Below are 23105 nucleotides of genomic sequence, written 5' to 3'. Positions count from 1 at the left end.
TTTAGCTCCGGCCACTCACGGCACTCGGCTTGTCACGTCAGCCGCAGGCCCGGCCTTCACCAGCTCGTCGCTTCTCCGGAATCCCGCCGCAAATGGACCAGTTCGCCAAGGAAACGCTCCCGATCAGCCTCGAAGAGGAGATGCGGCGCTCCTATCTAGACTACGCGATGAGCGTGATCGTCGGCCGGGCGCTGCCCGACGTGCGCGACGGCCTCAAGCCGGTTCACCGGCGCGTGCTCTTCGCGATGCACGAGTCGAACAATCACTGGAACCGCCCCTACGTGAAGTGCGCGCGCGTGGTCGGCGAGGTGATGGGTAAGTACCACCCGCACGGCGACAGCGCGATCTACGACACGCTGGTGCGCATGGCGCAGGACTTCTCGCTGCGCTATCCGCTGGTCGACGGCCAGGGCAACTTCGGCTCTATCGACGGCGACAACGCCGCGGCGATGCGTTACACCGAGTGCCGGCTCGACAAGATCGCCTCGGAGATGCTGGCCGACATCGACCGCGAGACGGTCGACTTCCAGCCGAACTACGACGGCAAGGAGCTCGAGCCCACCGTCCTGCCGGCGCGCATCCCGAACCTGCTGATCAACGGTTCGGCGGGCATCGCGGTGGGCATGGCCACGAACATCCCGCCGCACAACCTCGGCGAGGTCGTCGACGCCTGCATGCTGATGCTGCGCAAGCCCGACGCCACGGTCGACGAGATCATCGAGCTGGTGCCGGCCCCCGACTTCCCGACCGCCGGCATCGTGTACGGCGTGCAGGGCGTGCGCGAGGGCTATCGCACCGGCCGTGGCCGCGTGGTCATGCGCGCGCGCACCCACTTCGAGGAGATCGACCGCGGCAACCGCAGCGCGATCATCGTCGACGAGCTGCCCTACCAGGTCAACAAGCGGGTGCTGCTCGAGCGGATGGCCGAGCTGGTCAACGAGAAGAAGCTCGAGGGCATTTCGGACATCCGCGACGAGTCCGACAAGTCGGGCATGCGGGTCGTCATCGAGCTCAAGCGCGGCGAGCTGCCCGAGGTCGTGCTGAACAACCTGTACAAGCAGACCCAGCTGCAGGACACCTTCGGCATCAACATGGTGGCGCTGGTCGACGGCCAGCCGCGACTGCTGAACATCAAGCAGATGCTCGAGGCCTTCCTCGCGCACCGGCGCGAGGTGGTCACACGGCGCACCGTCTTCGAGCTGCGCAAGGCGCGCGAGCGCGGCCACATCCTGGAAGGCCTCGCGGTGGCGATCGCCAACGTCGACGAGATGATCGAGCTGATCAAGGCCTCGCCGACCCCGCCGATCGCCAAGGAGCGGCTGATGGCCCGCGACTGGAAGGCGGGCGTGGCGCGCGAGATGCTCGAGCGCGCCGGCAGCGACATCGCGGCCTTCCAGCCCGATGGCCTGGATCCGTCGGTCGGCCTGCGCGGCGACCTGTACCGGCTCTCCGACGCGCAGGCGCAGGAAATCCTGCAGATGCGCCTGCAGCGGCTCACCGGCCTGGAGCAGGACAAGATCGTGCAGGAGTACCGCGAGGTGATCGGCCAGATCACCGACCTGCTCGACATCCTGGCGCGCCCGGAGCGGATCACGCAGATCATCGGCGACGAGCTCTCGGGCATCAAGGCCGAGTATGGCAATCCGCGCCGCTCGTACATCGAGCTGAACGCCACCGAGATCGACACCGAGGACCTGATCACGCCGCAGGACATGGTGGTCACGCTGTCGCACGGCGGCTACATCAAGAGCCAGCTGCTGTCCGAGTACCGCGCGCAGAAGCGCGGCGGCCGCGGCAAGCAGGCCACCGCGATGAAGGACGAGGACTGGATCGACCAGCTCTTCATCGCCAACACGCACGACTACATCCTGTGCTTCTCGAACCGCGGCCGGGTCTACTGGCTGAAGGTCTGGGAGGTTCCGCAGGGCACGCGCAACTCGCGCGGCCGCCCGATCGTCAACCTGTTCCCGCTCGCCGAGGGCGAGAAGATCACCGTGATCCTGCCGGTGAAGTCCTTCGACGCGGCGCACTACGTGTTCATGGCCACCAGCCTGGGCACGGTCAAGAAGACGCCGCTGACCGACTTCTCGAACCCGCGCAAGGCCGGGATCATCGCGGTCGACCTGGATGACGGCGACTACCTGATCGGCGCCGCGGTCACCGACGGCGAGCACGACGTGATGCTGTTCTCCGACGCGGGCAAGGCGGTGCGCTTCGACGAGAACGACGTCCGCCCGATGGGGCGCAACGCGCGGGGCGTGCGCGGCATGAACCTCGAGGACGGGCAGCAGGTCATCTCGATGCTGGTGGCCGGCGACGAAACGCAGAGCGTGCTGACCGCCACCGAGAACGGCTTCGGCAAGCGCACGCCGATCGGCGAGTACACCCGCCACGGCCGCGGCACCAAGGGGATGATCGCGATCCAGACCACCGAGCGCAACGGCAAGGTCGTGGCGGCGGTGCTGGTCGACGAGAAGGACGAGATCATGCTGATCACCACCGGCGGCGTGCTGGTGCGCACCCGCGTGTCCGAGATCCGCGAGATGGGCCGCGCCACGCAGGGCGTCACGCTGATCGCGGTCGACGAGGGCACGACGCTGTCGGGCGTCCAGCGCGTGGTCGAGAGCGACGCCAGCGAAGCCGCCGAAGAGGCCGGCGAGGCGCAACCCGGAGAGGCGGGCGAGCCGCCGGCGCCGGACGAAGGCCAGGCGGGCTGAGGCGGGCGCCGCACTGGGCCGTCGCGCGGCGCGCCGATGTCCGTCTTCTTCGAGGTCATCTTCCCGGTCGTCGTGCTGATCGCGATCGGCTACGGCGCGGCGCGCCTGGGGCGCTTTCCCGACGCGGCGGTTCGCGCGCTGTCCGACGCGACCTTCCTGATCTTCATGCCGGCGCTGCTGTTCGGGGCGCTGGCGCGCGTCGACTTCGACTCGCTGTCGCCGGGCGCCGCGCTGGCCTACTACGGCGCCGGGCTGCCGCTGTTCGGGCTGGTGCTCGGGGTCCAGCTCTGGCGCGGCGAGCCGATGAACGTGGCGGTCGTCCACGGGCTGAGCGGCGTGTTCTCCAACACCGCGATGCTCGGGATCCCGCTGGTCCGGCTGGCCTTCGGCGAGGCCGGGCTGGCCTTCCTGCTGACGATCATCGCGCTGCACGCGCTCACCTTCCTGACCCTCGGCACGCTTCTGATCGAGCTCTTCGGCGGCGCGGGCGGCGGCTCGGGCCGCCGCGATCGCGGCCGGCTCGCCGCGCAGACCGCCCAGGTCGTCCGCAACTCGCTGATCCACCCGGTGGTTCTGCCCATCCTGGCGGGCCTCGCCTGGTCGGCCGCCGGCTGGAAGCTGCCCAGGCCGGTCGACGTGCCGCTGGGCATGCTCGCCGGCGCCGCCGCGCCGCTGTGCCTGGTGCTGCTCGGGGCCTCGCTGGCCCAGTTCGACCTGCGCCGGGGCTTCGGCGCCGCGGCCGCGCTGACCGGCCTCAAGAGCCTGGTCCACCCGCTGCTGGCCTACGCGATCGGTCGCTGGCTGCTCGAGCTGCCGCCGCTGCCGCTGGCGGTGGCCACGATCACCGCGTCGCTGCCGATCGGCGCCAACGTCTACCTGTTCGCGCAGCGCTATCGCGCGGTGCCAGAGCAGACCAGCGCCGGGGTCACGCTGTCGACGCTGGTCGCGGCGGCCAGCCTGCCGCTGCTGCTGTTCGTGCTGCCCGGGCGATGAGCCGGCCCGGACCGGAATCCCTCGCGTCCGCGGCCGGCGTTCCGGACGCCTTCCTTTGATACGATCCGCCGTCATGTCCGAAACCGTCTACAACTTTTCCGCCGGTCCCGCGGTGCTCCCCAAGGCGGTGCTGCGCCAGGTCGCCGACGAGCTGCCCGACTGGCGCGGCTCCGGCATGTCCGTGATGGAGATGAGCCATCGCGGGCCCGAGTTCATGGGCATCCATGCGCAGGCGATCGCCGACCTGCGCGAGCTGATGCGGATCCCGGAGCAGTACAAGGTGCTGTTCATGCAGGGCGGAGCGATCGCCGAGAACGCGATCATCCCGATGAACCTGCTGCGCGGCCGCGAGCAGGCCGACTACCTGGTGACCGGGCAGTGGTCCGCCAAGTCGGCGAAGGAGGCTGCCCGCTACGCGCGCGTCAACGTCGTGGCGGACGCCTCGAAGCTGCCCTCGCCGCACCGCGGCGGCGAGACCGGCGCGTACACCTTCGTGCCGGAGCAGTCGCAGTGGCGCATGTCGCGCGACGCGGCCTATCTGCACGTTTGCACCAACGAAACGATCGACGGCGTCGAGTTCCAGCACCCGCCCGCCCAGGGCGACGGGCCGGCCGACGTGCCCGCCGGCGTGCCGATCGTCGCCGACGTCTCCTCGCACGTGCTGTCGCGCGAGATCGACGTGACCCGCTACGGCTGCCTGTACGGCGGCGCGCAGAAGAACATCGGTCCGGCGGGGCTGACGATCGTCGTCGTGCGCGAGGACCTGCTCGGCAAGGCGCACCCGCTGTGCCCGAGCGCCTTCGACTACAAGGTCGTCGCCGACAACGACTCGATGTACAACACGCCGCCCACCTTCGCGATCTGGGTCGCGGGGCTGGTCTTCGCCTGGCTGAAGGAGCAGGGGGGCGTGGCCGAGATGGAGCGTCGCAACGTCGAGAAGGCGGCGCTGCTCTACGACTACATCGACGCGAGCGGCCTCTACGAGAACCGGGTGCGCCCGCAGGACCGCTCGCGGATGAACGTGCCTTTCTTCCTGCGCGACCCGTCGCTCGACGCGGCCTTCCTGAAGGGCGCCGAGGCGGCGGGCCTGCTGCAGCTCAAGGGCCACCGCTCGGTCGGCGGCATGCGCGCGTCGATCTACAACGCGATGCCGATCGAGGGCGTGCGGGCCCTGGTCGACTACATGAAGGATTTCGAGCGCCGCCATGGCTGACAACGACGAGAAGCTCGACGCGCTGCGCGTGCGCATCGACGAGGTCGACCGCGAGCTGCTGGCGCTGGTCAGCCGCCGCGCCCGCCTGGCCCAGGAGGTCGGCGAGCTGAAGAAGCTGACCGATGCGCCGGTCTATCGCCCCGAGCGCGAGGCGCTGATCATGCGCAAGCTGCGCGACGCCAACGGCGGCCCGCTGCCGGGCGCGGCGATCGAGGCGATCTGGCGAGAGATCGTCTCGGCCTGCCGCGAGCTCGAGCGCAGGCTGCGGGTGGCCTACCTGGGGCCGGCCGGAACCTTCTCCGAGCAGGCGCTGCTCAAGCACTTCGGCAGCGGCGTCGAACCCGTGGCCTGCCCGACCATCGACGAGGTGTTCCGCGCCACCGAGGCGGGCGCCGTCGACTTCGGCGTGGTGCCGGTCGAGAACTCGACCGAGGGCGCGGTGAACCGCACGCTCGACCTGCTGCTCGACACGCCGCTGTCGATCAGCGGCGAGGTCCTCGTGCCGGTTCGCCAGAACCTGATGTCGCTCGATGGCACGCTGGAAGGCGTGAACCGGATCGTGTCGCACGCCCAGTCGCTCGCCCAGTGCATCGGCTGGCTGGACCGCAACTGTCCGGGCATCGAGCGCGTGCCGGTCGCGAGCAATGCCGAGGCGGCGCGGCTCGCCTCGCTCGACCGGGGCACCGCGGCGATCGCCGGCGAGAACGCGGCGGCGCGCTACGGCCTCGAACTCGTGGCGCGCAGCATCCAGGACGATCCGAACAATCGCACCCGCTTCGCGGTCGTGGGCCGCTACGAGTGCGCGCCCACCGGCGGCGACCAGACCTCGCTGATCCTGTCGGTGCCGGACCGCGCCGGCGCGGTCCACGCGCTGATCGAGCCCATGGCGCGGCACGGCGTGTCGATGAAGCGCTTCGAGTCACGGCCCGCCCGGCGGGGCGAGTGGGAGTACTACTTCTACATCGACCTGCTCGGCCACCAATCGGATCCCAACGTGGCGGCGGCGCTCGACGAGATCCGGCGACACGCGGCCTTCTGCAAGGTGGTCGGCTCCTACCCGCGTGCGTCGCTCTGATTCGTGCGAGGGTGACGCCCAGCGCGGAATGCCGATGTCGAAAAGGGGGTGACATCGGCGAAAAGCCTCGGCTACACTGAAAAGGAAGCCAGCGCGGTCGCTCAAGAACCGCGAGGCGAACAAGCCACGATCCTGGAGGAGACAAGCATGCGAACGTTCGATCGCGTCGCCGCAGCACTCGGCTGCGCCCGCACCACCCTTTCCGTCCTTGCCGCTGCAACCGTCGTGGCCGCGGGGGTTTCCACGTCCGGCGCGGCGCTCGCGCAGGACAAGCAGATCAAGATCGGCGTCATCTACGACCTGACCGGCCCGCTGGCCGCGGGCGGTTCGTACGCCGGCTACCTCGGCACCAAGTACGCGATCGACATGATCAACGAGCGCGGCGGCGTCGAGGGCTACAAGATCGTCCCGATCTACGCCGACGCGCAGAGCAAGGCCGAGGTCGCGATCAACGAGACCGAGCGCCTGCTGAACCAGGAGAAGGTCGACATGATCATGGGCGTGTTCTCGTCGGCGCACTGCGTGCCGATGGCCCAGAAGGTCGACCAGGCCAACAAGTTCATGTGGGCGAACATCTGCGTCGCCTCGAGCGTCTTCAAGGACAAGAACCTGAAGAACGTCTTCCGCGCGCAGGTGCATTCCGACCAGTTCGGCGAGGCCTCCTGCCGCTTCCTGGCCGAGAACGCCAAGAGCAAGCTGGGCAAGGAGGTCAAGGACCTGAAGGTCGCGATCATCTACGAGGACGGCCCCTACGGTGCGGGCGTCGCCTCGGGCAACGAGGCGACCTGCAAGGAACTCGGCATGCAGATCGCGCTGAAGGAAGGCTACGCCGCCACCTCGCCCGACCTGTCGCCGCTGGTCACCAAGCTGCGGCGCGCGCGCCCCGACGCGATCCTGCACACCGGCTACAACCCGGACATCACGCTGTTCCTGCGCCAGGCCAAGGAGCAGGGCCTGAAGTGGTCGGCGCTGATCGGCCACGGCGCCGGCTACGGCCAGTTCGACAAGCTCTACGCCACCTTCAAGGACGACGCGAACCTGATCTACAACGTCGACCCGGTCGCCGCGCAGCTGCTCGACCCCAAGACGCTCGCGCCCGGGCTCGGCGACGTCACCAAGGAAATGGTCAAGCGCTACGTGGCCGAGACCAAGGCCGACCAGATCCCGCCGCACGTGTCGATGGGCTTCAACCAGGCCTGGATCTTCTTCACCGACGTGCTGCCGCGCGCGATCAAGAAGCACGGCGGCATCTCGCCCGACGCGCTTCGCCAGGCCTCGCTCGAGACCGACATCCCGGTGGGCGGCACGATCCAGGGCTACGGCGTGAAGTTCTTCCCGGCGGGTCACAAGATGGCGGGCCAGAACGAGCGCTCGTCGCCGGTCGTCATGCAGTACAACGACAAGGACACGTACATCGTGTGGCCTGCGGCGATCAAGACCAAGGACGCAGTGCTGCCGCTGCCCAAGGGCCACACCTACGCAAAGTGACCACGGGCTGACCAAGTGCTTTCCGTCAATGGGCTGACCAAACGGTTCGGCGGTTTCACTGCGGTCAACGCGCTTTCCTTCGAGCTCGAGAAGGGCGAGATCCTCGGGCTGATCGGCCCGAACGGGTCGGGGAAGAGCACGACCTTCAACGTGATCGCCGGACTGTACGCACCGTCCGAGGGCTCGGTGCGACTCGACGGCCGCGAGATCGGCGGTCTCGCGCCATACCGCATCTGCCAGATGGGTCTGGCGCGGACCTTCCAGATTCCGCGGCCCTTCCGCAAGCTGTCCATCCTCGAGAACACGGTGCTCGCCGCGCACTACGGGGCCGGCGAGCACGTCGGCCACGCCGAGGCGCTCAAGCGCGCGCACGACGCGCTGGAGCTGATCGGCCTGCCGCGCGACCCCGATGCCCGGGTCGACGGACTCGGCGCGGCCGGGCTCAAGAAGCTCGAGATGGCGCGGGCACTCGCCACGCAGCCCAAGCTGCTGCTGGCCGACGAGAGCCTCGGCGGCCTCGACGAGGCCGAGATGGACCAGGCGGCCGAGATGCTCAAGCGGATCCGCGACGAGCGGGGCGTGTCGATCATCTGGGTCGAGCACATCATGGGCGTGCTGATGAAGGTCATCGACCGCTGCCTGGTTCTCGACCACGGCGAGCTGATCGCCGAGGGGGCGCCGGCCGACGTGACGCGCGACCCGAAGGTGATCGAGGTCTACCTGGGCTCCGACGCCGAGGCGGTGCACCGCCAGCTCGATGCCCGCGAGCGTTCCGAGGCGGAGCCCCACTGATGCTCGAGATCAGCAAGCTGAGCGCCGGCTACGGCAGCTTCCAGGCCCTGTTCGACGTTTCTCTCTCGGTGAAGGCCGGCGAGGCGGTCGCGGTCATCGGCCCCAACGGCGCCGGCAAGACCACGCTGCTTCGCGCGATCTCGCGGCTCATCGACGCGAAGTCCGGCGACATGTCGATGGAGGGGCGGCGCTACAACGACATCCCCTCGCACGAAGTCGTGTCGCTCGGCATCGCGCAGGTGCCCGAGGGCCGGCGCCTGTTTCCGCGGCTCACCGTCGAGGACAACCTGATGATGGGGGCGTTCACGCCGTCGGCCCGCAGGCACTACCGCGAGCGGCTCGACTTCGTCTACTCGCTGTTCCCGAAGATGAAGGAACGGCGGATGCAGATGGCGGGGACCATGTCCGGCGGCGAGCAGCAGATGTGCGCGATCGGCCGCGCGCTGATGAGCAAGCCCAAGCTGCTGCTGCTCGACGAGCCGTCGGCGGGGCTGGCGCCGGTGATCGTCCAGTCGATCTTCGAGCTGATGAAGCGGATCCGGGCCGAGGGCTACACGGTGCTGATCGTCGAGCAGAACATCCAGCAGGTGCTGCAGGTCGTCGACCGCGGCTACCTGCTCGAGACCGGTCGCATCCGCATGAGCGGGCCCTCCGCCGAACTGCTGGCGAGCGACGAGATCCGCAAGGCCTACCTGGGGGTTTGATGGAATTCTTCGACATCTTCCTGCTCGAGGCAGTCGTCAACGGCCTGCTGCTCGGCGGGCTGCTGGCCTTGCTGGCGCTCGGCCTGAACCTGATCTTCGGCGTGATCGACGTGGTCTGGATCTGCTACGCCGAGCTGATCATGGTCGGCATGTACGCGATCTGGTGGCTGCACACGGTGCAGGGCGCGCCCTTGTGGCTGGCCTTCGCCTTCGGCATCGGCTTCGTCGCGCTGCTCGGGGCGGGCCTGCACCACTTCATCATCCGCCCGGTGCTCACCGCCGAGCCGATCAACCAGCTGCTGGTGACCGGCGGGGTGCTGTTCTTCCTGCAGGCCGCCGCCACCGTCACCTTCGGGGTCGAGTTCCGCAACATCGGCGTTCGGCTTCCCGGGGTCAGCGTCGGCGAGATCAACCTGTCGATGGCGCGCCTTATCGCCTTCGCGGTCGCGATCGCCGCGATCGTGGCCACCTACCTGTTCCTGACCCGCACCTACATCGGGACGGCGATCCGGGCGATCAGCCAGGACCGCGCGATCATGCCGCTGATGGGGGTGAACAGCTCGAAGATCTACCTGCTCACCTCGGCGCTGGGCGGCGGGCTCGCGGGGCTGGCAGGCTGCCTCCTCGTGCTGCAGTACGACATCCACCCGGCGATCGGGCTGTCCTTCGGGCCGATCACCTTCCTGATCTGCGTGCTGGGGGGCCTGGGCAACCTGATCGGCGGCTTCTTCGCGGCCTTCATCTTCGCGCAGTTCATCTCGGTGGGCGGCTTCGTGTTCCAGCTCGAATGGGGCTACGTGCTCGCCTTCCTGTTCTTCATCGCGATGATGTTCTGGAAGCCCGAAGGGCTGTTCTCGAGGCGACGCTGACCATGGCGAACACCCACGCAAGCCAGGCTGCCGTCGGCGCGGCCACCACGAGGGCCCCGGGCCGGGGCAGGAGCGTGGCGCTGGTCCTGCTGGCGCTGCTGGTCGTCGCGCCGCTGACCGGCGTCGGCGCCTACCCGCTGCACCTGATGATCATGGCCATGCTGTGGGGCTTCATCTACACGAGCTGGGCCCTGATGGGGCGGCTCGGAATGGTGAGCCTCGGGCACGGCGCCTTCTTCGGCATCGGCGCGTACACGGTGGTGCTTCTCTGGAACGCGTTCGGCTGGCCGCCGCTCGCCGGCGCGGCGGTCGCGCTCGTGGCCACGCTTGCCGTGGCGTTCGTGATCGGCTATCCGTGCTTTCGCTTCAAGATCGTCGGCCACTACTTCGCGCTGGTCACGCTGGCGCTCGCCGAGGTGGTGCGGCTGATCATCGTCGCGCTGCGCGACGTGACCGGCGGCTCGCTCGGCGTCACCCCCAAACCGGGTCTCGCCGACGACCAGAGCGCGTCGCTCTGGTCGCTCCAGTTCTCCGACAAGATCGTCTGGTTCTACATCGTGCTGGTGTTCTGGCTGCTGGCGCTCTACGTGTGGCAGAAGGTCGACCGAAGCATGAGCCGGCTCGCGCTGCAGGCGATCAGCGAGGAAGAGGACGCCGCCGCCTCGATCGGCATCAACGTGAGCCGCACAAAGTTGTCGGTCACGATGCTGTCGGCCGCGATGACCTGCGTCGGCGGCATCCTGTACGCCCAGTACCAGCTCTACGTGAACCCCGAGACCGTGTCGGGGATCGGCATCTCGCTTCAGATGGTGTTCGGCGCGATCGCCGGCGGCATGTTCGTGATGCTGGGCCCCACGGTGGGCGCGGTCTTCCTGCTGCTGCTCTCCGAGGGCCTGCGCATCCTGATCGGCAACCAGATCCACGGACTCGACCTGCTGATCTACGGCGCGCTGCTGATCTTCTTCATCATCTACATGCCCAAGGGCATCCTGGGCGAGTGGCTCGAGCGCCGCGGCCGGCGCCGCGGTTGAAGCCGGCGCGCCTGCCTCGCCGCTCAGGCCTGCGGCGGCTCCGGTCGCTTGCGGATGAACAGGTGACAGCAGCCGGCGCGGCCCGGTTCCCAGGTGCGGCTCGCGAAATCGAAGCCCGCCGCGTCGAAGGTGCCGTCGTCCACGGTGCCGGCGATCCGGCACATCGTGGCGACCTGGTCGCCGGGCAGGCCGGCCTCGAGCCAGGCTTCCTTCAGCGGGCAGCGGCCGAAGCGTATTTCCAGGCCGTGCTCGTCGCAGGCCAGGACCTCGGGTTGGAAGGGGCGGCCGCGGTCGGGAATCGAGCCGAGAAAGGCGTCGCGCAGGCCGGTGAAGTCGTCCGGGGCGTAAGCGCGAAAGCGCTCGCCGACCGCGCAGCCGCGCGCGTGGATCGCCTCGGAGAGAAGCCCTGCCGCCCGCTCCGCACCGAGTTCGCGCTCGAGCACCCGGTAGGTCTCCCAATAGAACATCGCCCGGTTCTTCAGCGACGCGGCCAGTTGCTCGCGCAGAAAGCTCGTTTCGTCGTCCATGCCGTGCTCCCGGTTCGGTCACTGCCGGACACGATAGCGCGCTTCGTCCGGGGAAGGGCGCGGCAGCGATCCGGCGAGGCGGTCGCCCGTTCCGGATGTCGTGCGAAGACTGGAACGATGTTGCGTCGCACGATCGAATCCTCTTGACGATACGATCGAGGCGCATCACGATTGGAGCCGATCGAGTCTTTGTCGGACAATCGGGCAAACAGACCGGTCTGGTGCCGAAGAAGCTGGGCGCCGGATTCGCCCGGCCGGCAGCCGGGCCGGGGAAGCGAGAGCCCCGGCCACAACGAGAACGCAGTCGAGGAGGAGCCGAGGATCGTGCAGCGCCGAAGCGCACAGGCAGTGTTCGCGCCGCTCCGGCATTCGCCGGCATACCGGCTGCTGTCCGAGCGGATCGAGCGGCGGATCCTCGACGGCGAGCTGAAACCCGGCGATCCGCTGCCCACCGAGCAGGAACTGGCCGAGAGCTTCGGCGTCAACCGTTCCACCGTGCGCGAGGCGATCCGCCTGCTCGAGCAGGAAGGCTTGCTGGTGCGCGCCGCCGGCCGCAGGCTGCAGGTGGCGCTGCCCGGCATGGGCAGCCTGGCGCCGCGGGCGATGCGCACCCTGGTGCTCGAGGCGGTGAGCTTTCGCGAGCTGTGGGAGGTCGGCGTGACGCTCGAGCCGCGCGCCGCGCGCCTTGCCGCCGAGCACGCGACCGACGCCGACCTGGCCGCCCTGGACGAGAACCTCGCGCGCACCGAGCAGGTGCTGGCGCGCGGGGAGTCCTACATCGAGCTCGACGTCCAGTTCCATGCGCTGGTCGCCAAGGCTTCCGGCAACAGGGTGCTGATGCTCGCGCGCGAGCCGGTGAGCCTGCTGCTCGCGCCGAGCTTCGAGAGGCTGAGGCTCACGCTGCCGCAGGCGGGCCGGCGCAATCTCGAGGCGCACCGCCGGATCGTCGACGCGATCCGGCGCCACGATCCCGACGAGGCCGAGGGCTGGACCCTCCGGCACTTCGTCGACTTCCAGCGGGGCTACAGGGTGGCCGACCTCGACATCGAGGCGCCGGTCGAGTGGCCCCAGCCGGGCATTTCGTCCTTTCCCGCAGCAACCACGGAAACAGAGGAGACACCGTGATGAAACGCATCAACTTCGCTCCCGCGCTCGGGGCGGCCGCAGTCGCGGCGGCCTTCGGGCTGGCCGCGCCCTCGCCGGTGCAGGCCCAGGAAACCTTCCGGATCGGCATCGTCAGCTTCCTGTCGGGACAGCCGCGGAGAGCTTCGGCATCCCGGCGGTCAACGGCGCCAAGCTTCTGGTCGAGGCCTTCAACAACGGCACCGCGCCTGCGCCCTACGACAAGAAGGGCTTCGGCGGGATCCAGATCGAGCCGATCTACGTCGACGAGGCGGGCGGCGCGACCAAGCAGGTCCAGGAGCTGAAGAACCTGTACGACCGGGAGAAGGTCGACGCGGTCGTCGGCTACGTGAGCTCGGGCGACTGCCTGGCCGTGGCGCCGGTGGCCGAGGAGATGAAGCGCTTCCTGATCCTGTACGACTGCGGCACGCCTCGGATCTTCGAGGAGCGCAGCTACGAGTACGTGTTCCGCACCGCCGCGCACGCGACGATGGACAACGTGGCGCTCGGCCGCTACCTGAAGGCCAAGAACGTCAAGGTCGACACGATCAACTACATCAACCAGGACTACGCCTGGGGCCACGACTCGCTGAAGGACTTCCAGCTGACGATGGAACAGCTGTATCCGAACGCGAAGACCGGCCAGGACCTGCGGCCCAAGTTCGGCGCGGGCCAGTACGGCACCGAGATCTCGGCGCTGCTGCAGAAGCCGGCCTCGGTCACGCACTCGAGCCTGTGGGGCGGCGACCTGCAGGCGCTGATGCTGCAGTCGGCGCCGCGCGGCCTGATGAAGCGCTCGCAGGTCGTGCTGTCGGCCGGCGACCACGTGCTGCCGGGCCTCGGCGACAAGATGCCCGACGGCGTGATCCTCGGCGCGCGCGGCGCCTACGGCCTGATGTCGCCCGACACGCCGCTGAACCGCTGGTGGTTCTCCGAGTACGAGAAGAAGTACAACGTGTACCCGGTGCAGGCGCCGTACCGCATGGCCCAGGCCCTGCTGGGCCTGAAGCTGGCCGCCGAGAAGGCGATCGCCGCCAACGGCGGCAAGAAGCCGAGCCCCGAGCAGCTCGCCGCCGCGCTCAAGGGCTTCTCGTGGGAGTCGCCGGCCGGCACGATCAGCATGGCGATCGCCAACGGCCACCAGGCGATCCAGCCGACCGCGATCGGCCGCACGCAGTACAACAAGGAGAAGAAGCGCGTCGACCTGGTCGACATCGTGCGCTTCCCGGCCGAGTGCGTGAACCCGCCCGCCGACATGAAGTCCGAGGAGTGGATCAAGTCGGGCTTCAAGGGCGCGAAGTGCTGAGGCCGACGCGCTGAGCCGGTGCCCGCGGCGATTGCACGCCGCGGGCCGGTCCGAAACGAGAGGGCGCGCCGGCGGCGCGGCCGCCGGCAGCCGCTCCTTCTCCCTGGAATCTCCCGATGCTTGCACTGACCATCCTGATCGACGGCGTCGTCTACGCGTCGTGGCTGTTCATCGTCGCGCTGGGCCTGACGCTCGTCTTCGGCGTGCTGAAGATCCTGAACATCGCGCACGGCAGCTTCTACGCGGTCGGCGCCTATGCCGCCGCCTCCTTCGTGGGCTGGTTCACCACGCTCGAGCTCGCCCCCGAGCTGTCGCCGGTCGCGATGCTGCTGGCCGCGGTGGCGGTCGCCGCATTGCTCGCCCCGCTGACCGAGCGCGGGCTGCTGCGCGTGTTCTACGGGCGCGACGAGGTGCTGCTGGTCCTGGTGACCTACGCGCTGTTCCTCATCCTCGAGGACGTGACCAAGCTCGTGTGGGGGCCCACGCCGTACTACGTGAGCGAGCCCTACATGCTGTTCGGCAACGTCGAGTTCGGCACGCTGTCATACGTCGGCTACGACTTCATGCTGATCGTCGTGGCCGTGCTGTGCGGCCTGGCGGTCTGGTGGGGCCTGAACCGCACGCGGGTCGGCAAGGTCGTGCTGGCGGTCATCCACAGCGACGAGATCGCCTCGAGCATGGGCGTGAACGTCTCGCGCATCTACACCTTCGCCTTCATGTTCGGCATCTTCCTGGCGGCGCTCGCCGGCGCGTTGACCGCGCCGATGGTGTCGGTGCAGCCGGGCCTGTCGGTCGGGGTGATCATCGTCTCGTTCGCCGTCGTCATCATCGGCGGGCTCGGCAGCATCGAGGGCGCGGCGATCGGCGCGCTGATCGTCGGCCTGGCGCGCGCGCTGGCCGTGCACACCTGGCCGGCGGCGGAGCTGTTCAGCATCTACATCGCGATGGCCATCGTGCTGGTGTTCCGGCCCGAGGGGCTGTTCCAGCGAATCCAGGCAAGGAAGATCTGATGGACAACCCGATCGTCAAGACCGCGGCCGCCGGGGCGGCCGCCATCGCGGTGCTGCTGGTCGCCGGCTTCGCCATGCCCAAGTGGCTGCTGTTCCTGTCCACGATGGCGATCTCGCACGGGCTCGTGTCGATGGGCATCGTGCTGCTGATGCGCAGCGGCGTCGTCTCCTTCGGGCAGGGCTTCGTGTTCGCGGCGGGCGGCTACGCCGCTGCGCTGCTCGCCAACCATGCGGGCGTCACCGACGCGCTGGTGCTGACCCTGGGCGGCGGTCTCGCTGCGGCGCTGTTCGCGGCGCCCTTCGCGCCGCTGCTGGCCCGCTACCGCGGCATCTTCTTCGCGATGCTGACGCTCGCGATCTCGATGGTGCTCTACGGCGTGCTGGTGAAGTCCGAGACGATGGGCGGCTCGGACGGCTTCAACGTGAGCCGGCCGACGCTGTTCGGGGCGGAGATCTCGGCCGAAGGCGCGAACTTCGCGCTCTATTCGGTGGCGGTGGTCCTGGTGGGCATTCTCGCCACAGTGGCCCGGATCTACAGCGACTCGGTGCGCGGCATGGTGTCGCTGGCGATTCGCGAGAACGAACTGCGGATCGAGTACCTGGGCGCTTCGGTGTCCAACGCGATCGCGGTGAACTTCGTGTTCGCCGCCTTCCTCGGCGGCATCGGCGGCGCGCTGACCGTGCTGGCGCTCGGCCACATCGAGCCGAACTTCAGCTACTGGACCACCTCGGGCGAGTTCGTCTTCGTGGCGATCCTGTCGGGGCACCACAGCATGCTGGCGGTGTTCCTCGCGTCCTTCGTCGTCGAGGTGGTGCGCTCGTTCTCGAACCTGTACTTCCCGAACACCTGGCAGCTGGCGATGGGCCTGTTCCTGCTCGTCGTGATCCGCTTCCTGCCGCGCGGGCTCGGCTCGCTGTGGATCGACCGGCAGGCGGCGCGCCGGGCAGCGCAGGAGGCCCGGGCATGAAGGCGATGCTTTCCGCGAGAGGGCTGATGAAGTCCTTCGGCGCCGTCACCGCGGCCGACGACGTCAACATCGAGGTGCCCGCGGGCCAGCGGGTGAGCCTGATCGGCAGCAACGGCGCAGGCAAGACGACCTTCGTCAACATGGTGACCGGCTACCTGAAGCCCGATGCCGGCACGATCACGCTGGACGGCCGGGACATCACCGGCATGGGGCCGCGCCGGATCACCCGCATGGGCGTGGCGCGCTCCTTCCAGATTCCGCAGCTGGCGCTGGACATGACCGCGCTCGACAACATGCTGGTGGCCGCGGCCTGCAACGACGGCGAGCTGTCGTTCTGGAAACCGGCCCGCGCGCCCGAGCGCAGGGCGCAGGCGATGGCGCTGCTCGAGCGCTTCGACCTGGCCGCGCACGCGCAGCGCAAGGTGTCCGAGCTCCCCGGCGGGGTGCGCAAGCTGCTCGACATCGCGATGGCGCTCACCGGCAAGCCCAAGCTGCTGCTGCTCGACGAGCCGACCAGCGGCGTCTCGGTAGAGGAGAAGTTCCCGATGATGGACACGATCTCGGAGGCGCTCGCTTCCGAGCAGGTGACCGTGCTCTTCGTCGAGCACGACATGGAGATCGTGACCCGCTACGCCGATCGCGTGATCGCCTTCTACAGCGGGCGGGTCATCGCCGACGACCCGCCCGACGCGGTGCTGGCCGACGAACAGGTCCAGCGCTACGTGACCGGCTCGGTTCGGCAGGGGGCCTGATCATGCTGAACATCGAATCGGTGGACGTCACGATCCAGTCGGTCCAGGCGCTGCGCGGCTTCTCGCTGGCGGTGCAAAAGGGCAGCATGGTCGGCCTGGTCGGGCGCAACGGGGCGGGCAAGACCACCTTGCTGCGCACGATCATGGGTCACCTCAAGCCGACTTCGGGCAAGGTCAGCTGGGACGGCGTCGACCTGGCGAGCCAGCCCAGGCACGGGCGTGCGGCAATGGGCATCGGCTACATGCCCGAGGACCGCGGCCTGGTGCCCGAGCTCACCGTCGAGGAGAACATCCTCGTGCCGGTCTGGGTGTCGAAGACGCTCGACGAGCGCGAGCGCCTCGAGCGCGTCTACGGGGTCCTGCCCGAGCTGCGCGAGATGCGCGAGCGTCGGGCGCTGCTGCTGTCGGGCGGCCAGCAGAAGCTGGTGGCGCTCGCCCGTGCGCTGGCGGTCGGCACGCGGCTGCTGCTGCTCGACGAGCCCTTCGAGGGGGTCGCCCCGGCCCTGTCGCAGCGGCTCTCGGAGGTGATCTTCGGCCTGCGCGGCAAGGACCTGACCGTGCTCATCGCGCAGTCGGAGCTGAACCACGCCGCTTCGATGCTCGATCTCGAGGTCGTCATCGAGCGAGGCGCCAACGCGAAGGAGAAGGCGGCTTGAGCGCAGGCGGGAGCGCCCGCGGGCCGGGCGGCGAGGTGGCGCGCGGGCCCGGCAAGTGGTGGGCCGACTGCGCGCTGCCGGCGATCCGGCACGAGGCGCACTTCGGCGACCGGGTCGTGCGCTGCTTCGCGCAGCGAGCCCGGTCTTTCCACGAGCTGTTCGCGGCCACGGTCTCCGCGCACGCATCGCGCGAGGCGCTCGTCTGCGACGGGCTGCGCCTGACCTGGGGCGAGCTCGACGAGAGGGTGGCACGCGTCGCGGGCGGCCTGGCGGCCCGCGGCATCGGGCGCGGCGACCGGGTCGCGCTGTTCGTGTCGAACCGGCCGGAGTTCGTGATCGCGCTGTTCGCGGTCCAGCGGCTGGGCGCGATCACGGTGCCGATCGGCGCCCGGGAGCAGCGCGACGGGCTGAGGTGGATCCTCGGCCACTGCGGCGCGCGCGCGATCTTCCACGACGCGGAGCTCGCGCACCGCTTGCCGCTGCCTGCCGAGCTGCCGCAACTCGCCTTCCGGGTCGCCTGCCCGCCGCCCGAGTCCCTGCCGGTCGAGGGCCCGGACGCGGCCGAACCGGGCCAGCCGGATTCGCTGCCCTTCGCCGAGCTCGCCGCCGGGGCGCCGCTTCGCGAGGCCGCGGAGGTCGGCGAGGAGGATCCGGCGGTGATCCTCTACACCTCGGGCACGACCGGGCGGCCCAAAGGGGCGATGCTCACGCACCTGAACGTCGTCCACTCGTGCCTGCACTTCGTCTCGTGCATGGGGCTGGCCCCCGGCGACCGCTCGCTGCTCGCGGTGCCGGCCAGTCACGTCACCGGGCTGATCGCGAACATCGCTTCGTTCGCCGCGGTGGGCGGCGCGCTGGTCGTGATGCCGGCCTTCAAGGCCGGCGCCTTCCTGGCGCTGGCGGCGCGCGAGCGGATCACGCACACGCTGATGGTGCCGGCGATGTACAACCTGGCGCTGCTGCAGCCCGACTTCGATCGGCACGACCTGTCGGCCTGGCGGATCGGCGGCTACGGCGGCGCGCCGATGCCGGTCGCGACGATCGATGCGCTGGCCGCGCGGCTGCCCGGCCTGACGCTGCTCAACGCCTACGGCGCGACCGAGACCACCTCGCCGACCACGATGATCCCCGCCGGCCTGACCCGCGACCACGCGGATTCGGTGGGCGTCGCGCTGCCCTGTGCCGACGTGATCGTCGTCGACGACGACGGCCGCGAGCTGCCGGCGGGCGAGGTCGGGGAGCTGTGGATCTCCGGGCCGATGGTGGTGCGCGGCTACTGGAACGACGAGGCGGCGACCGCGCGCGAGTTCACCGCCGGCTGGTGGCACTCGGGCGACCTGGGTTCGGTAGACGCCGACGGCTTCGTGCGGGTGTTCGACCGCAAGAAGGACATGCTGAACCGGGGCGGCTACAAGATCTTCAGCGTCGAGGTCGAGAACCTGATCGCCGCGATGCCGGGGGTGGTCGAGGCCGCCGTCGTCGGGCGTCCGTGTCCGGTGCTCGGCGAGCGGGTCCACGCGTTCGTCCACGCGACCGATCCGGCCGTCGACGCCGAGGCGATCCGGGCCTTCTGCGCCGAGCGGCTCGCCGACTACAAGGTGCCGGAGACCGTGACGATCTCGGTCGAGCCACTGCCGCGGAACCCGAACGGCAAGCTGCTGAAGCGGGTGCTGCGCGAGCGGCTGGGCGACTAGGGCGGGAGCGGGGCCGGCGAACCGAGCGGGCCCGTCCTCGGCGAGCCGGGCAGGAGGCCGGGTCGAGCCCGGCTAGGCACGCCGACGTCGGGTTATCCTTTCGGGTTTGGCGAGGCCGCCGGCACCGGGCAACCGGCGCGCGGCCCGGCCCGGCGTTCCGGCCGGCGCGCCATCGAGTCGTTCCCAACGAGCCGCCCATGAGCATCCACGCACCCGAGTACGTCAGGAAGATCGCCCCCTACCAGGCGGGCAAGCCGATCAGCGAACTGGCCCGCGAGTACGGCCTCGACGAGGCCTCGATCGTGAAGCTCGCTTCGAACGAGAACCCGCTCGGCATGCCCGAGTCGGCGCGGCGCGCGATGGCGGCCGCGATCGACGACCTCGGCCGCTATCCCGACTCGAACGGCTTCGAGCTGAAGGCCGAGATCGCGCGCCGCTATGCGGTGCCGCAGGACTGGATCACGCTCGGCAACGGCTCGAACGACATCCTCGAGATCGCCGCCCACGCGCTGCTGCAGCCGGGCGAATCGGCGGTCTACTCGCAGTACTCGTTCGTCGTGTACGCGCTGGCCACGCAGGCGATCGGCGCCCGCGCGATCGTCGTCCCGGCGCGCGACCTGGGCCACGACCTCGATGCGATGGCGGCGGCGATCGAGCCGGACACCCGGATCGTCTTCGTCGCGAACCCGAACAATCCGACCGGCACCTTCCAGCCGGCGCCCGCGGTCCAGGCCTTCCTGGAGAAGGTGCCGCAGGACGTGGTCGTGGTGCTCGACGAGGCCTACAACGAGTACCTCGATCCCGGGTTGCGCTTCGACTCGTCGCAGTGGGTGCGCCGCTTCCCGAACCTGATCGTGTCGCGCACGCTGTCCAAGGCCTACGGCCTGGCCGGCCTGCGGGTGGGTTTCGCGCTGGCGCAGCCCGAGCTCACCGACCTGATGAACCGGATCCGCCAGCCCTTCAACGTGAATTCGCTGGCGCAGGCCGCCGCGATCGCGGCGCTCGGCGACGACGCCTTCCTGCAGCACAGCTACGAGCTGAACCGGCAGGGCAAGCAGCGCCTCGAGAAGGGCTTCTCGGAGCTGGGCCTGCAGTACGTGCCCTCCTACGGCAATTTCGTGCTGGTGCGGGTCGGCGACTCCGCGGCCGTCTACGAACGGCTGCTCCGCGCCGGCGTGATCGTGCGGCCGGTGGCCGGGTACGGGCTGCCCGAGTGGCTGCGCGTGTCGATCGGCCTGCCGGAAGAGAACGAGAAGTTCCTCGCCGCGCTCCCCGCGGCACTGGGGCGCTGATCCGTGGCCACGATCGACCGGGTCGCCGTCCTCGGCGTCGGCCTGATCGGCGGCTCGGTCGCGGCGGCGCTGCGCGCCGGCGGAGCCGTGGCCGAGGTCGCCGGCTACTCGCCCGGCGACGACGCGCAGGTCGCGCGCGCGCTGGGGCTGCTCGACACGGCCTGCGACACGCCCGAGGCGGCGGTGGCCGGCGCGTCGCTGGTGGTCGTGGCAGCGCCGGTCCCCGCGATGCCGGAGCTCTTCGGGCGCATCCGCGGGGCGCTCGGACCCCAGGCCCTGGTCACCGACTGCGGCAGCACCAAGCGCAGCGTCATCGATGCGGCCCGGCGCGAGCTCGGCGACGCCTTCCTGCGCTTCGTGCCAGGCCATCCTATCGCCGGCTCCGAGCTGAGCGGCCCGCAGGCCGCGGGCGCCGAGCTGTTCCGCGACCGCCGCTGGCTGTTGTGCCCGGTCGAGGCGACGCCCCGGCAGCACTGCGAGTCGGTGCGCGAGATGCTCGCGCCGACCGGCGCGCGCTTCGGCACGATGGACCCGGCACTGCACGACCGGGTGTTCGCCGAGGTGTCGCACTGGCCTCACGCGGTCGCGTTCGCATTGTCGGCGGCGATCGCGTCGGGCGAGCTCGCGGAGGAAGCGATCGAGTACTCGGGCGCGGGCCTGCGCGACACCTCGCGCGTCGGCGCCTCGTCGCCCTCGCTCTGGGCGGGCATCCTGCTCGACAACCGCGAGGCCTGCCTGGCCTCGGCGGCGCGCTTCCGCAACCGGCTCGACGAGGTGATCGCCGCGCTCGAGGCGGGCGACCGGGATCGCCTCGCCGACGTCTTCGCCGCGGCCAGCCGCTGGCGCTCGCGGCTGGGCTGAACGCCGGCGCCGCGCATCGAAGGAATCGGATCACGATGAAAGAGAGTTTTCGCGTCGCGCCGGGCGGGGGCCTGGCGGGCAGCCTGCGGGTCCCCGGCGACAAGTCCATCTCGCACCGCTCGATCATGCTGGGGGCGATCGCCGACGGGGTGACCCGGGTGTCGGGCTTCCTCGAGGGCGCCGACGCGCTGTCCACGATGAATGCGTTTCGCGCGCTCGGCGTGTCGATCGAAGGCCCCGAGGCGGGGAGGGTGGTCGTGCACGGCGTCGGGCTGCGCGGACTTCGGCAGGCGGACGGGCCGCTCGACTGCGGCAACGCCGGCACGGCGATGCGGCTGATGATGGGCCTGCTCGCCGGCCAGCGCTTCGAGTCGACGCTGATCGGCGACGAGAGCCTGACGCGGCGCCCGATGCGGCGGGTCGCCGATCCGCTGGCCCTGATGGGCGCGCGCATCGAGACCCGCGACGGCAGGCCGCCGGTGCGCATCCTGCCCTGCGAGCGGCTGGTGGGCATCCGCTACCCGATGCCGATGGCGAGCGCCCAGGTCAAGTCGGCGCTGCTGCTGGCCGGGCTCTACGCCGAGGGCGAAACCGTGGTCATCGAGCCGGCGCCGACCCGCGACCACACCGAGCGCATGCTCGGCGGCTTCGGGGTCTCGGTCGGGCGCGACGGCGCGACGATCTCGCTGCGCGGCGGCCAGCCGCTGCGCGCGACGGCGATCGACGTGCCCGCCGACATCTCGTCGGCGGCCTTCTTCCTGGTCGGCGCGGCGATCACGCCGGGCTCGTCGCTGCGGCTCGAGCACGTGGGCGTCAACCCGACCCGCACCGGCGTCATCGACATCCTGCGCCTGATGGGCGCCGACATCGCGGTGGAGAACCTGCGCGAGGTGGGCGGCGAGCCGGTCGCCGACCTCACGGTGCGGGGCGGCGCGCTGCGCGGCATCGACGTGCCGCCCGAGCTGGTGCCGCTGGCGATCGACGAGTTTCCGGCGCTCTTCGTGGCCGCCGCCTGCGCCGAAGGTCGCACCGTGGTCACCGGCGCCGAGGAATTGCGGGTCAAGGAATCGGACCGGATCGCGGTGATGGCCGACGGCCTGCGCACGCTCGGCGTGAGCGCCGAGCCGACCCCGGACGGCATCGTCATCGAAGGCCGGGGCGGCGACGCCGCGGTGTTCGGCGGCGGCGAGATCGCCACCCGGCACGACCACCGGATCGCGATGTCCTTCGCGATCGCCGGCCTGCGCGCCCGCGAAGCGATCACGATCCGCGACACCGAGGTGGTGGCGACCTCGTTCCCCGGTTTCGTGTCGCTCGCGCGCGGCGCGGGGCTGGGCATCGACGAGGTGCGCGAGTGAGCGCAGGCGGGCTGCCGCCGGTCATCGCGATCGACGGGCCGACCGCCTCGGGCAAGGGCACGGTGGCCCAGCGGGTGGCGCAGGCCCTCGGCTGGCATTACCTCGACTCCGGCTCGCTGTACCGACTCACCGCGCTCGGCAGCCTGCGCGGCCTGGCCGGCCCCGGGCCGGGCGAGGCGGCGATCGCCGGCTTCGCAGCCCGGCTGCCGGTGGCTTTCGACGGCGAGCGGATCCTGCTCGACGGCGCCGATGCGACCGAGGCGATCCGCGAGGAAGCCGTCGGCAACGAGGCCTCGCGGATCGCGACGATGCCGGCGGTGCGGGCCGCGCTCGTCGAGCGCCAGCGCGCGTTCCGCAGGCCGCCCGGGCTGGTCGCCGACGGCCGGGACATGGGCACCGTGATCTTTCCCGACGCCGCCCTGAAGGTCTTCCTGACCGCGTCCGCCGAAGCACGCGCGGAGAGGCGGTATAAGCAGTTGATCGAAAAGGGATTTTCTGCTACGCTCTCGGGTCTTTTGCGGGATCTCCAGGAGCGCGACCACCGGGATGCCACCCGGGCGATCGCTCCGCTCGCTCCCGCGGAAGGGGCGCACGTCGTCGACTCCACGACGCTCGACATCGACGAAACCGTCGAGCGGGTGCTCGGGTTGTGGCGGGCGCGCAGGGGCCGCTGAAAG

General features: G+C 70.0%; 21 protein-coding genes. 20 read left to right on the top strand and 1 reads right to left on the bottom strand.

What is annotated here, in order from left to right; translation table 11 throughout:
* Positions 1-92: 92 nt before the first annotated feature.
* The 9 genes from gyrA to M6I34_RS05880 all read left to right on the top strand — a co-directional run bounded on the left by gyrA (position 93) and on the right by M6I34_RS05880 (position 10882).
* Positions 93-2717: a DNA gyrase subunit A gene (gene gyrA, locus M6I34_RS05920; RefSeq protein WP_272484774.1), complete on the top strand. Its 2625-nt coding sequence runs from the start codon at positions 93-95 to the stop codon at positions 2715-2717.
* Positions 2718-2753: 36 nt separating this feature from the next.
* Positions 2754-3710, top strand: a complete 957-nt coding sequence (locus M6I34_RS05915) for an AEC family transporter (RefSeq protein WP_272484773.1) — start codon at positions 2754-2756, stop codon at positions 3708-3710.
* Positions 3711-3783: 73 nt separating this feature from the next.
* Entirely contained in the window at positions 3784-4923 is a 1140-nt protein-coding gene (serC, locus tag M6I34_RS05910) for a 3-phosphoserine/phosphohydroxythreonine transaminase (protein ID WP_272484772.1), read from the top strand.
* The gene (pheA, locus tag M6I34_RS05905) at positions 4916-5998 is read left to right on the top strand and encodes a prephenate dehydratase (RefSeq protein WP_272484771.1); all 1083 of its coding nucleotides are present in this window, start codon (positions 4916-4918) and stop codon (positions 5996-5998) included. The genes serC and pheA overlap by 8 nt, the downstream gene beginning before the upstream one ends.
* A 147-nt stretch (positions 5999-6145) precedes the next feature.
* The gene (locus M6I34_RS05900; RefSeq protein WP_272484770.1) at positions 6146-7486 is read left to right on the top strand and encodes an ABC transporter substrate-binding protein; all 1341 of its coding nucleotides are present in this window, start codon (positions 6146-6148) and stop codon (positions 7484-7486) included.
* A 15-nt stretch (positions 7487-7501) separates the two neighbouring features.
* Positions 7502-8278 carry an ABC transporter ATP-binding protein gene (locus M6I34_RS05895; protein ID WP_272484769.1) on the top strand — a complete coding sequence of 259 codons (777 nt, stop codon included), beginning with the start codon at positions 7502-7504 and terminating at the stop codon, positions 8276-8278.
* Positions 8278-8982 carry an ABC transporter ATP-binding protein gene (locus M6I34_RS05890; RefSeq protein WP_272484768.1) on the top strand — a complete coding sequence of 235 codons (705 nt, stop codon included), beginning with the start codon at positions 8278-8280 and terminating at the stop codon, positions 8980-8982. Before M6I34_RS05895 ends, M6I34_RS05890 begins: the two co-directional genes overlap by 1 nt.
* The gene (locus tag M6I34_RS05885) at positions 8982-9851 is read left to right on the top strand and encodes a branched-chain amino acid ABC transporter permease (RefSeq protein WP_272484767.1); all 870 of its coding nucleotides are present in this window, start codon (positions 8982-8984) and stop codon (positions 9849-9851) included. The genes M6I34_RS05890 and M6I34_RS05885 overlap by 1 nt, the downstream gene beginning before the upstream one ends.
* Positions 9852-9853: 2 nt before the next feature.
* Positions 9854-10882 carry a branched-chain amino acid ABC transporter permease gene (locus tag M6I34_RS05880; RefSeq protein ID WP_272484766.1) on the top strand — a complete coding sequence of 343 codons (1029 nt, stop codon included), beginning with the start codon at positions 9854-9856 and terminating at the stop codon, positions 10880-10882.
* A gap of 23 nt (positions 10883-10905) precedes the next feature.
* Here M6I34_RS05880 and M6I34_RS05875 read toward each other — a convergent pair whose 3' ends face one another.
* Entirely contained in the window at positions 10906-11409 is a 504-nt protein-coding gene (locus tag M6I34_RS05875; protein ID WP_272484765.1) for an L-2-amino-thiazoline-4-carboxylic acid hydrolase, read from the bottom strand.
* 324 nt (positions 11410-11733) lie between these two features.
* On the opposite strand from M6I34_RS05875, the gene M6I34_RS05870 reads away from it, so the two are divergent.
* From M6I34_RS05870 to cmk, 11 genes are all read left to right on the top strand, one after another.
* Positions 11734-12534: a FadR/GntR family transcriptional regulator gene (locus tag M6I34_RS05870; RefSeq protein WP_272484764.1), complete on the top strand. Its 801-nt coding sequence runs from the start codon at positions 11734-11736 to the stop codon at positions 12532-12534.
* A 148-nt stretch (positions 12535-12682) separates the two neighbouring features.
* Positions 12683-13837 carry an ABC transporter substrate-binding protein gene (locus M6I34_RS05865; protein ID WP_336254642.1) on the top strand — a complete coding sequence of 385 codons (1155 nt, stop codon included), beginning with the start codon at positions 12683-12685 and terminating at the stop codon, positions 13835-13837.
* 116 nt (positions 13838-13953) lie between these two features.
* Positions 13954-14847: a branched-chain amino acid ABC transporter permease gene (locus tag M6I34_RS05860; protein WP_272484763.1), complete on the top strand. Its 894-nt coding sequence runs from the start codon at positions 13954-13956 to the stop codon at positions 14845-14847.
* On the top strand, positions 14847-15815 hold the full coding sequence (locus M6I34_RS05855) for a branched-chain amino acid ABC transporter permease (protein WP_272484762.1): 969 nt from the start codon (positions 14847-14849) through the stop codon (positions 15813-15815). Before M6I34_RS05860 ends, M6I34_RS05855 begins: the two co-directional genes overlap by 1 nt.
* Positions 15816-15841: 26 nt before the next feature.
* The gene (locus M6I34_RS05850; protein ID WP_272484761.1) at positions 15842-16567 is read left to right on the top strand and encodes an ABC transporter ATP-binding protein; all 726 of its coding nucleotides are present in this window, start codon (positions 15842-15844) and stop codon (positions 16565-16567) included.
* A gap of 2 nt (positions 16568-16569) precedes the next feature.
* On the top strand, positions 16570-17223 hold the full coding sequence (locus tag M6I34_RS05845) for an ABC transporter ATP-binding protein (RefSeq protein WP_272484760.1): 654 nt from the start codon (positions 16570-16572) through the stop codon (positions 17221-17223).
* Positions 17220-18917, top strand: coding sequence for a class I adenylate-forming enzyme family protein (locus M6I34_RS05840; protein ID WP_272484759.1), 1698 nt, complete (start codon positions 17220-17222; stop codon positions 18915-18917). The genes M6I34_RS05845 and M6I34_RS05840 overlap by 4 nt, the downstream gene beginning before the upstream one ends.
* A gap of 197 nt (positions 18918-19114) precedes the next feature.
* The gene (hisC, locus tag M6I34_RS05835; RefSeq protein WP_272484758.1) at positions 19115-20209 is read left to right on the top strand and encodes a histidinol-phosphate transaminase; all 1095 of its coding nucleotides are present in this window, start codon (positions 19115-19117) and stop codon (positions 20207-20209) included.
* Positions 20210-20212: 3 nt separating this feature from the next.
* Complete coding sequence (locus M6I34_RS05830) at positions 20213-21070, top strand: prephenate dehydrogenase (RefSeq protein WP_272484757.1); 858 nt, start codon at positions 20213-20215, stop codon at positions 21068-21070.
* Positions 21071-21105: 35 nt separating this feature from the next.
* Complete coding sequence (aroA, locus tag M6I34_RS05825) at positions 21106-22428, top strand: 3-phosphoshikimate 1-carboxyvinyltransferase (RefSeq protein WP_272484756.1); 1323 nt, start codon at positions 21106-21108, stop codon at positions 22426-22428.
* Positions 22425-23102, top strand: coding sequence for a (d)CMP kinase (gene cmk, locus M6I34_RS05820; RefSeq protein ID WP_272484755.1), 678 nt, complete (start codon positions 22425-22427; stop codon positions 23100-23102). The genes aroA and cmk overlap by 4 nt, the downstream gene beginning before the upstream one ends.
* Positions 23103-23105 lie beyond the last annotated feature (3 nt).

The organism is Zeimonas sediminis (assembly GCF_023721795.1).
Classification (GTDB): domain Bacteria; phylum Pseudomonadota; class Gammaproteobacteria; order Burkholderiales; family Burkholderiaceae_E; genus Zeimonas; species Zeimonas sediminis.
This window is presented reverse-complemented; position numbering and strand designations above follow the sequence as displayed.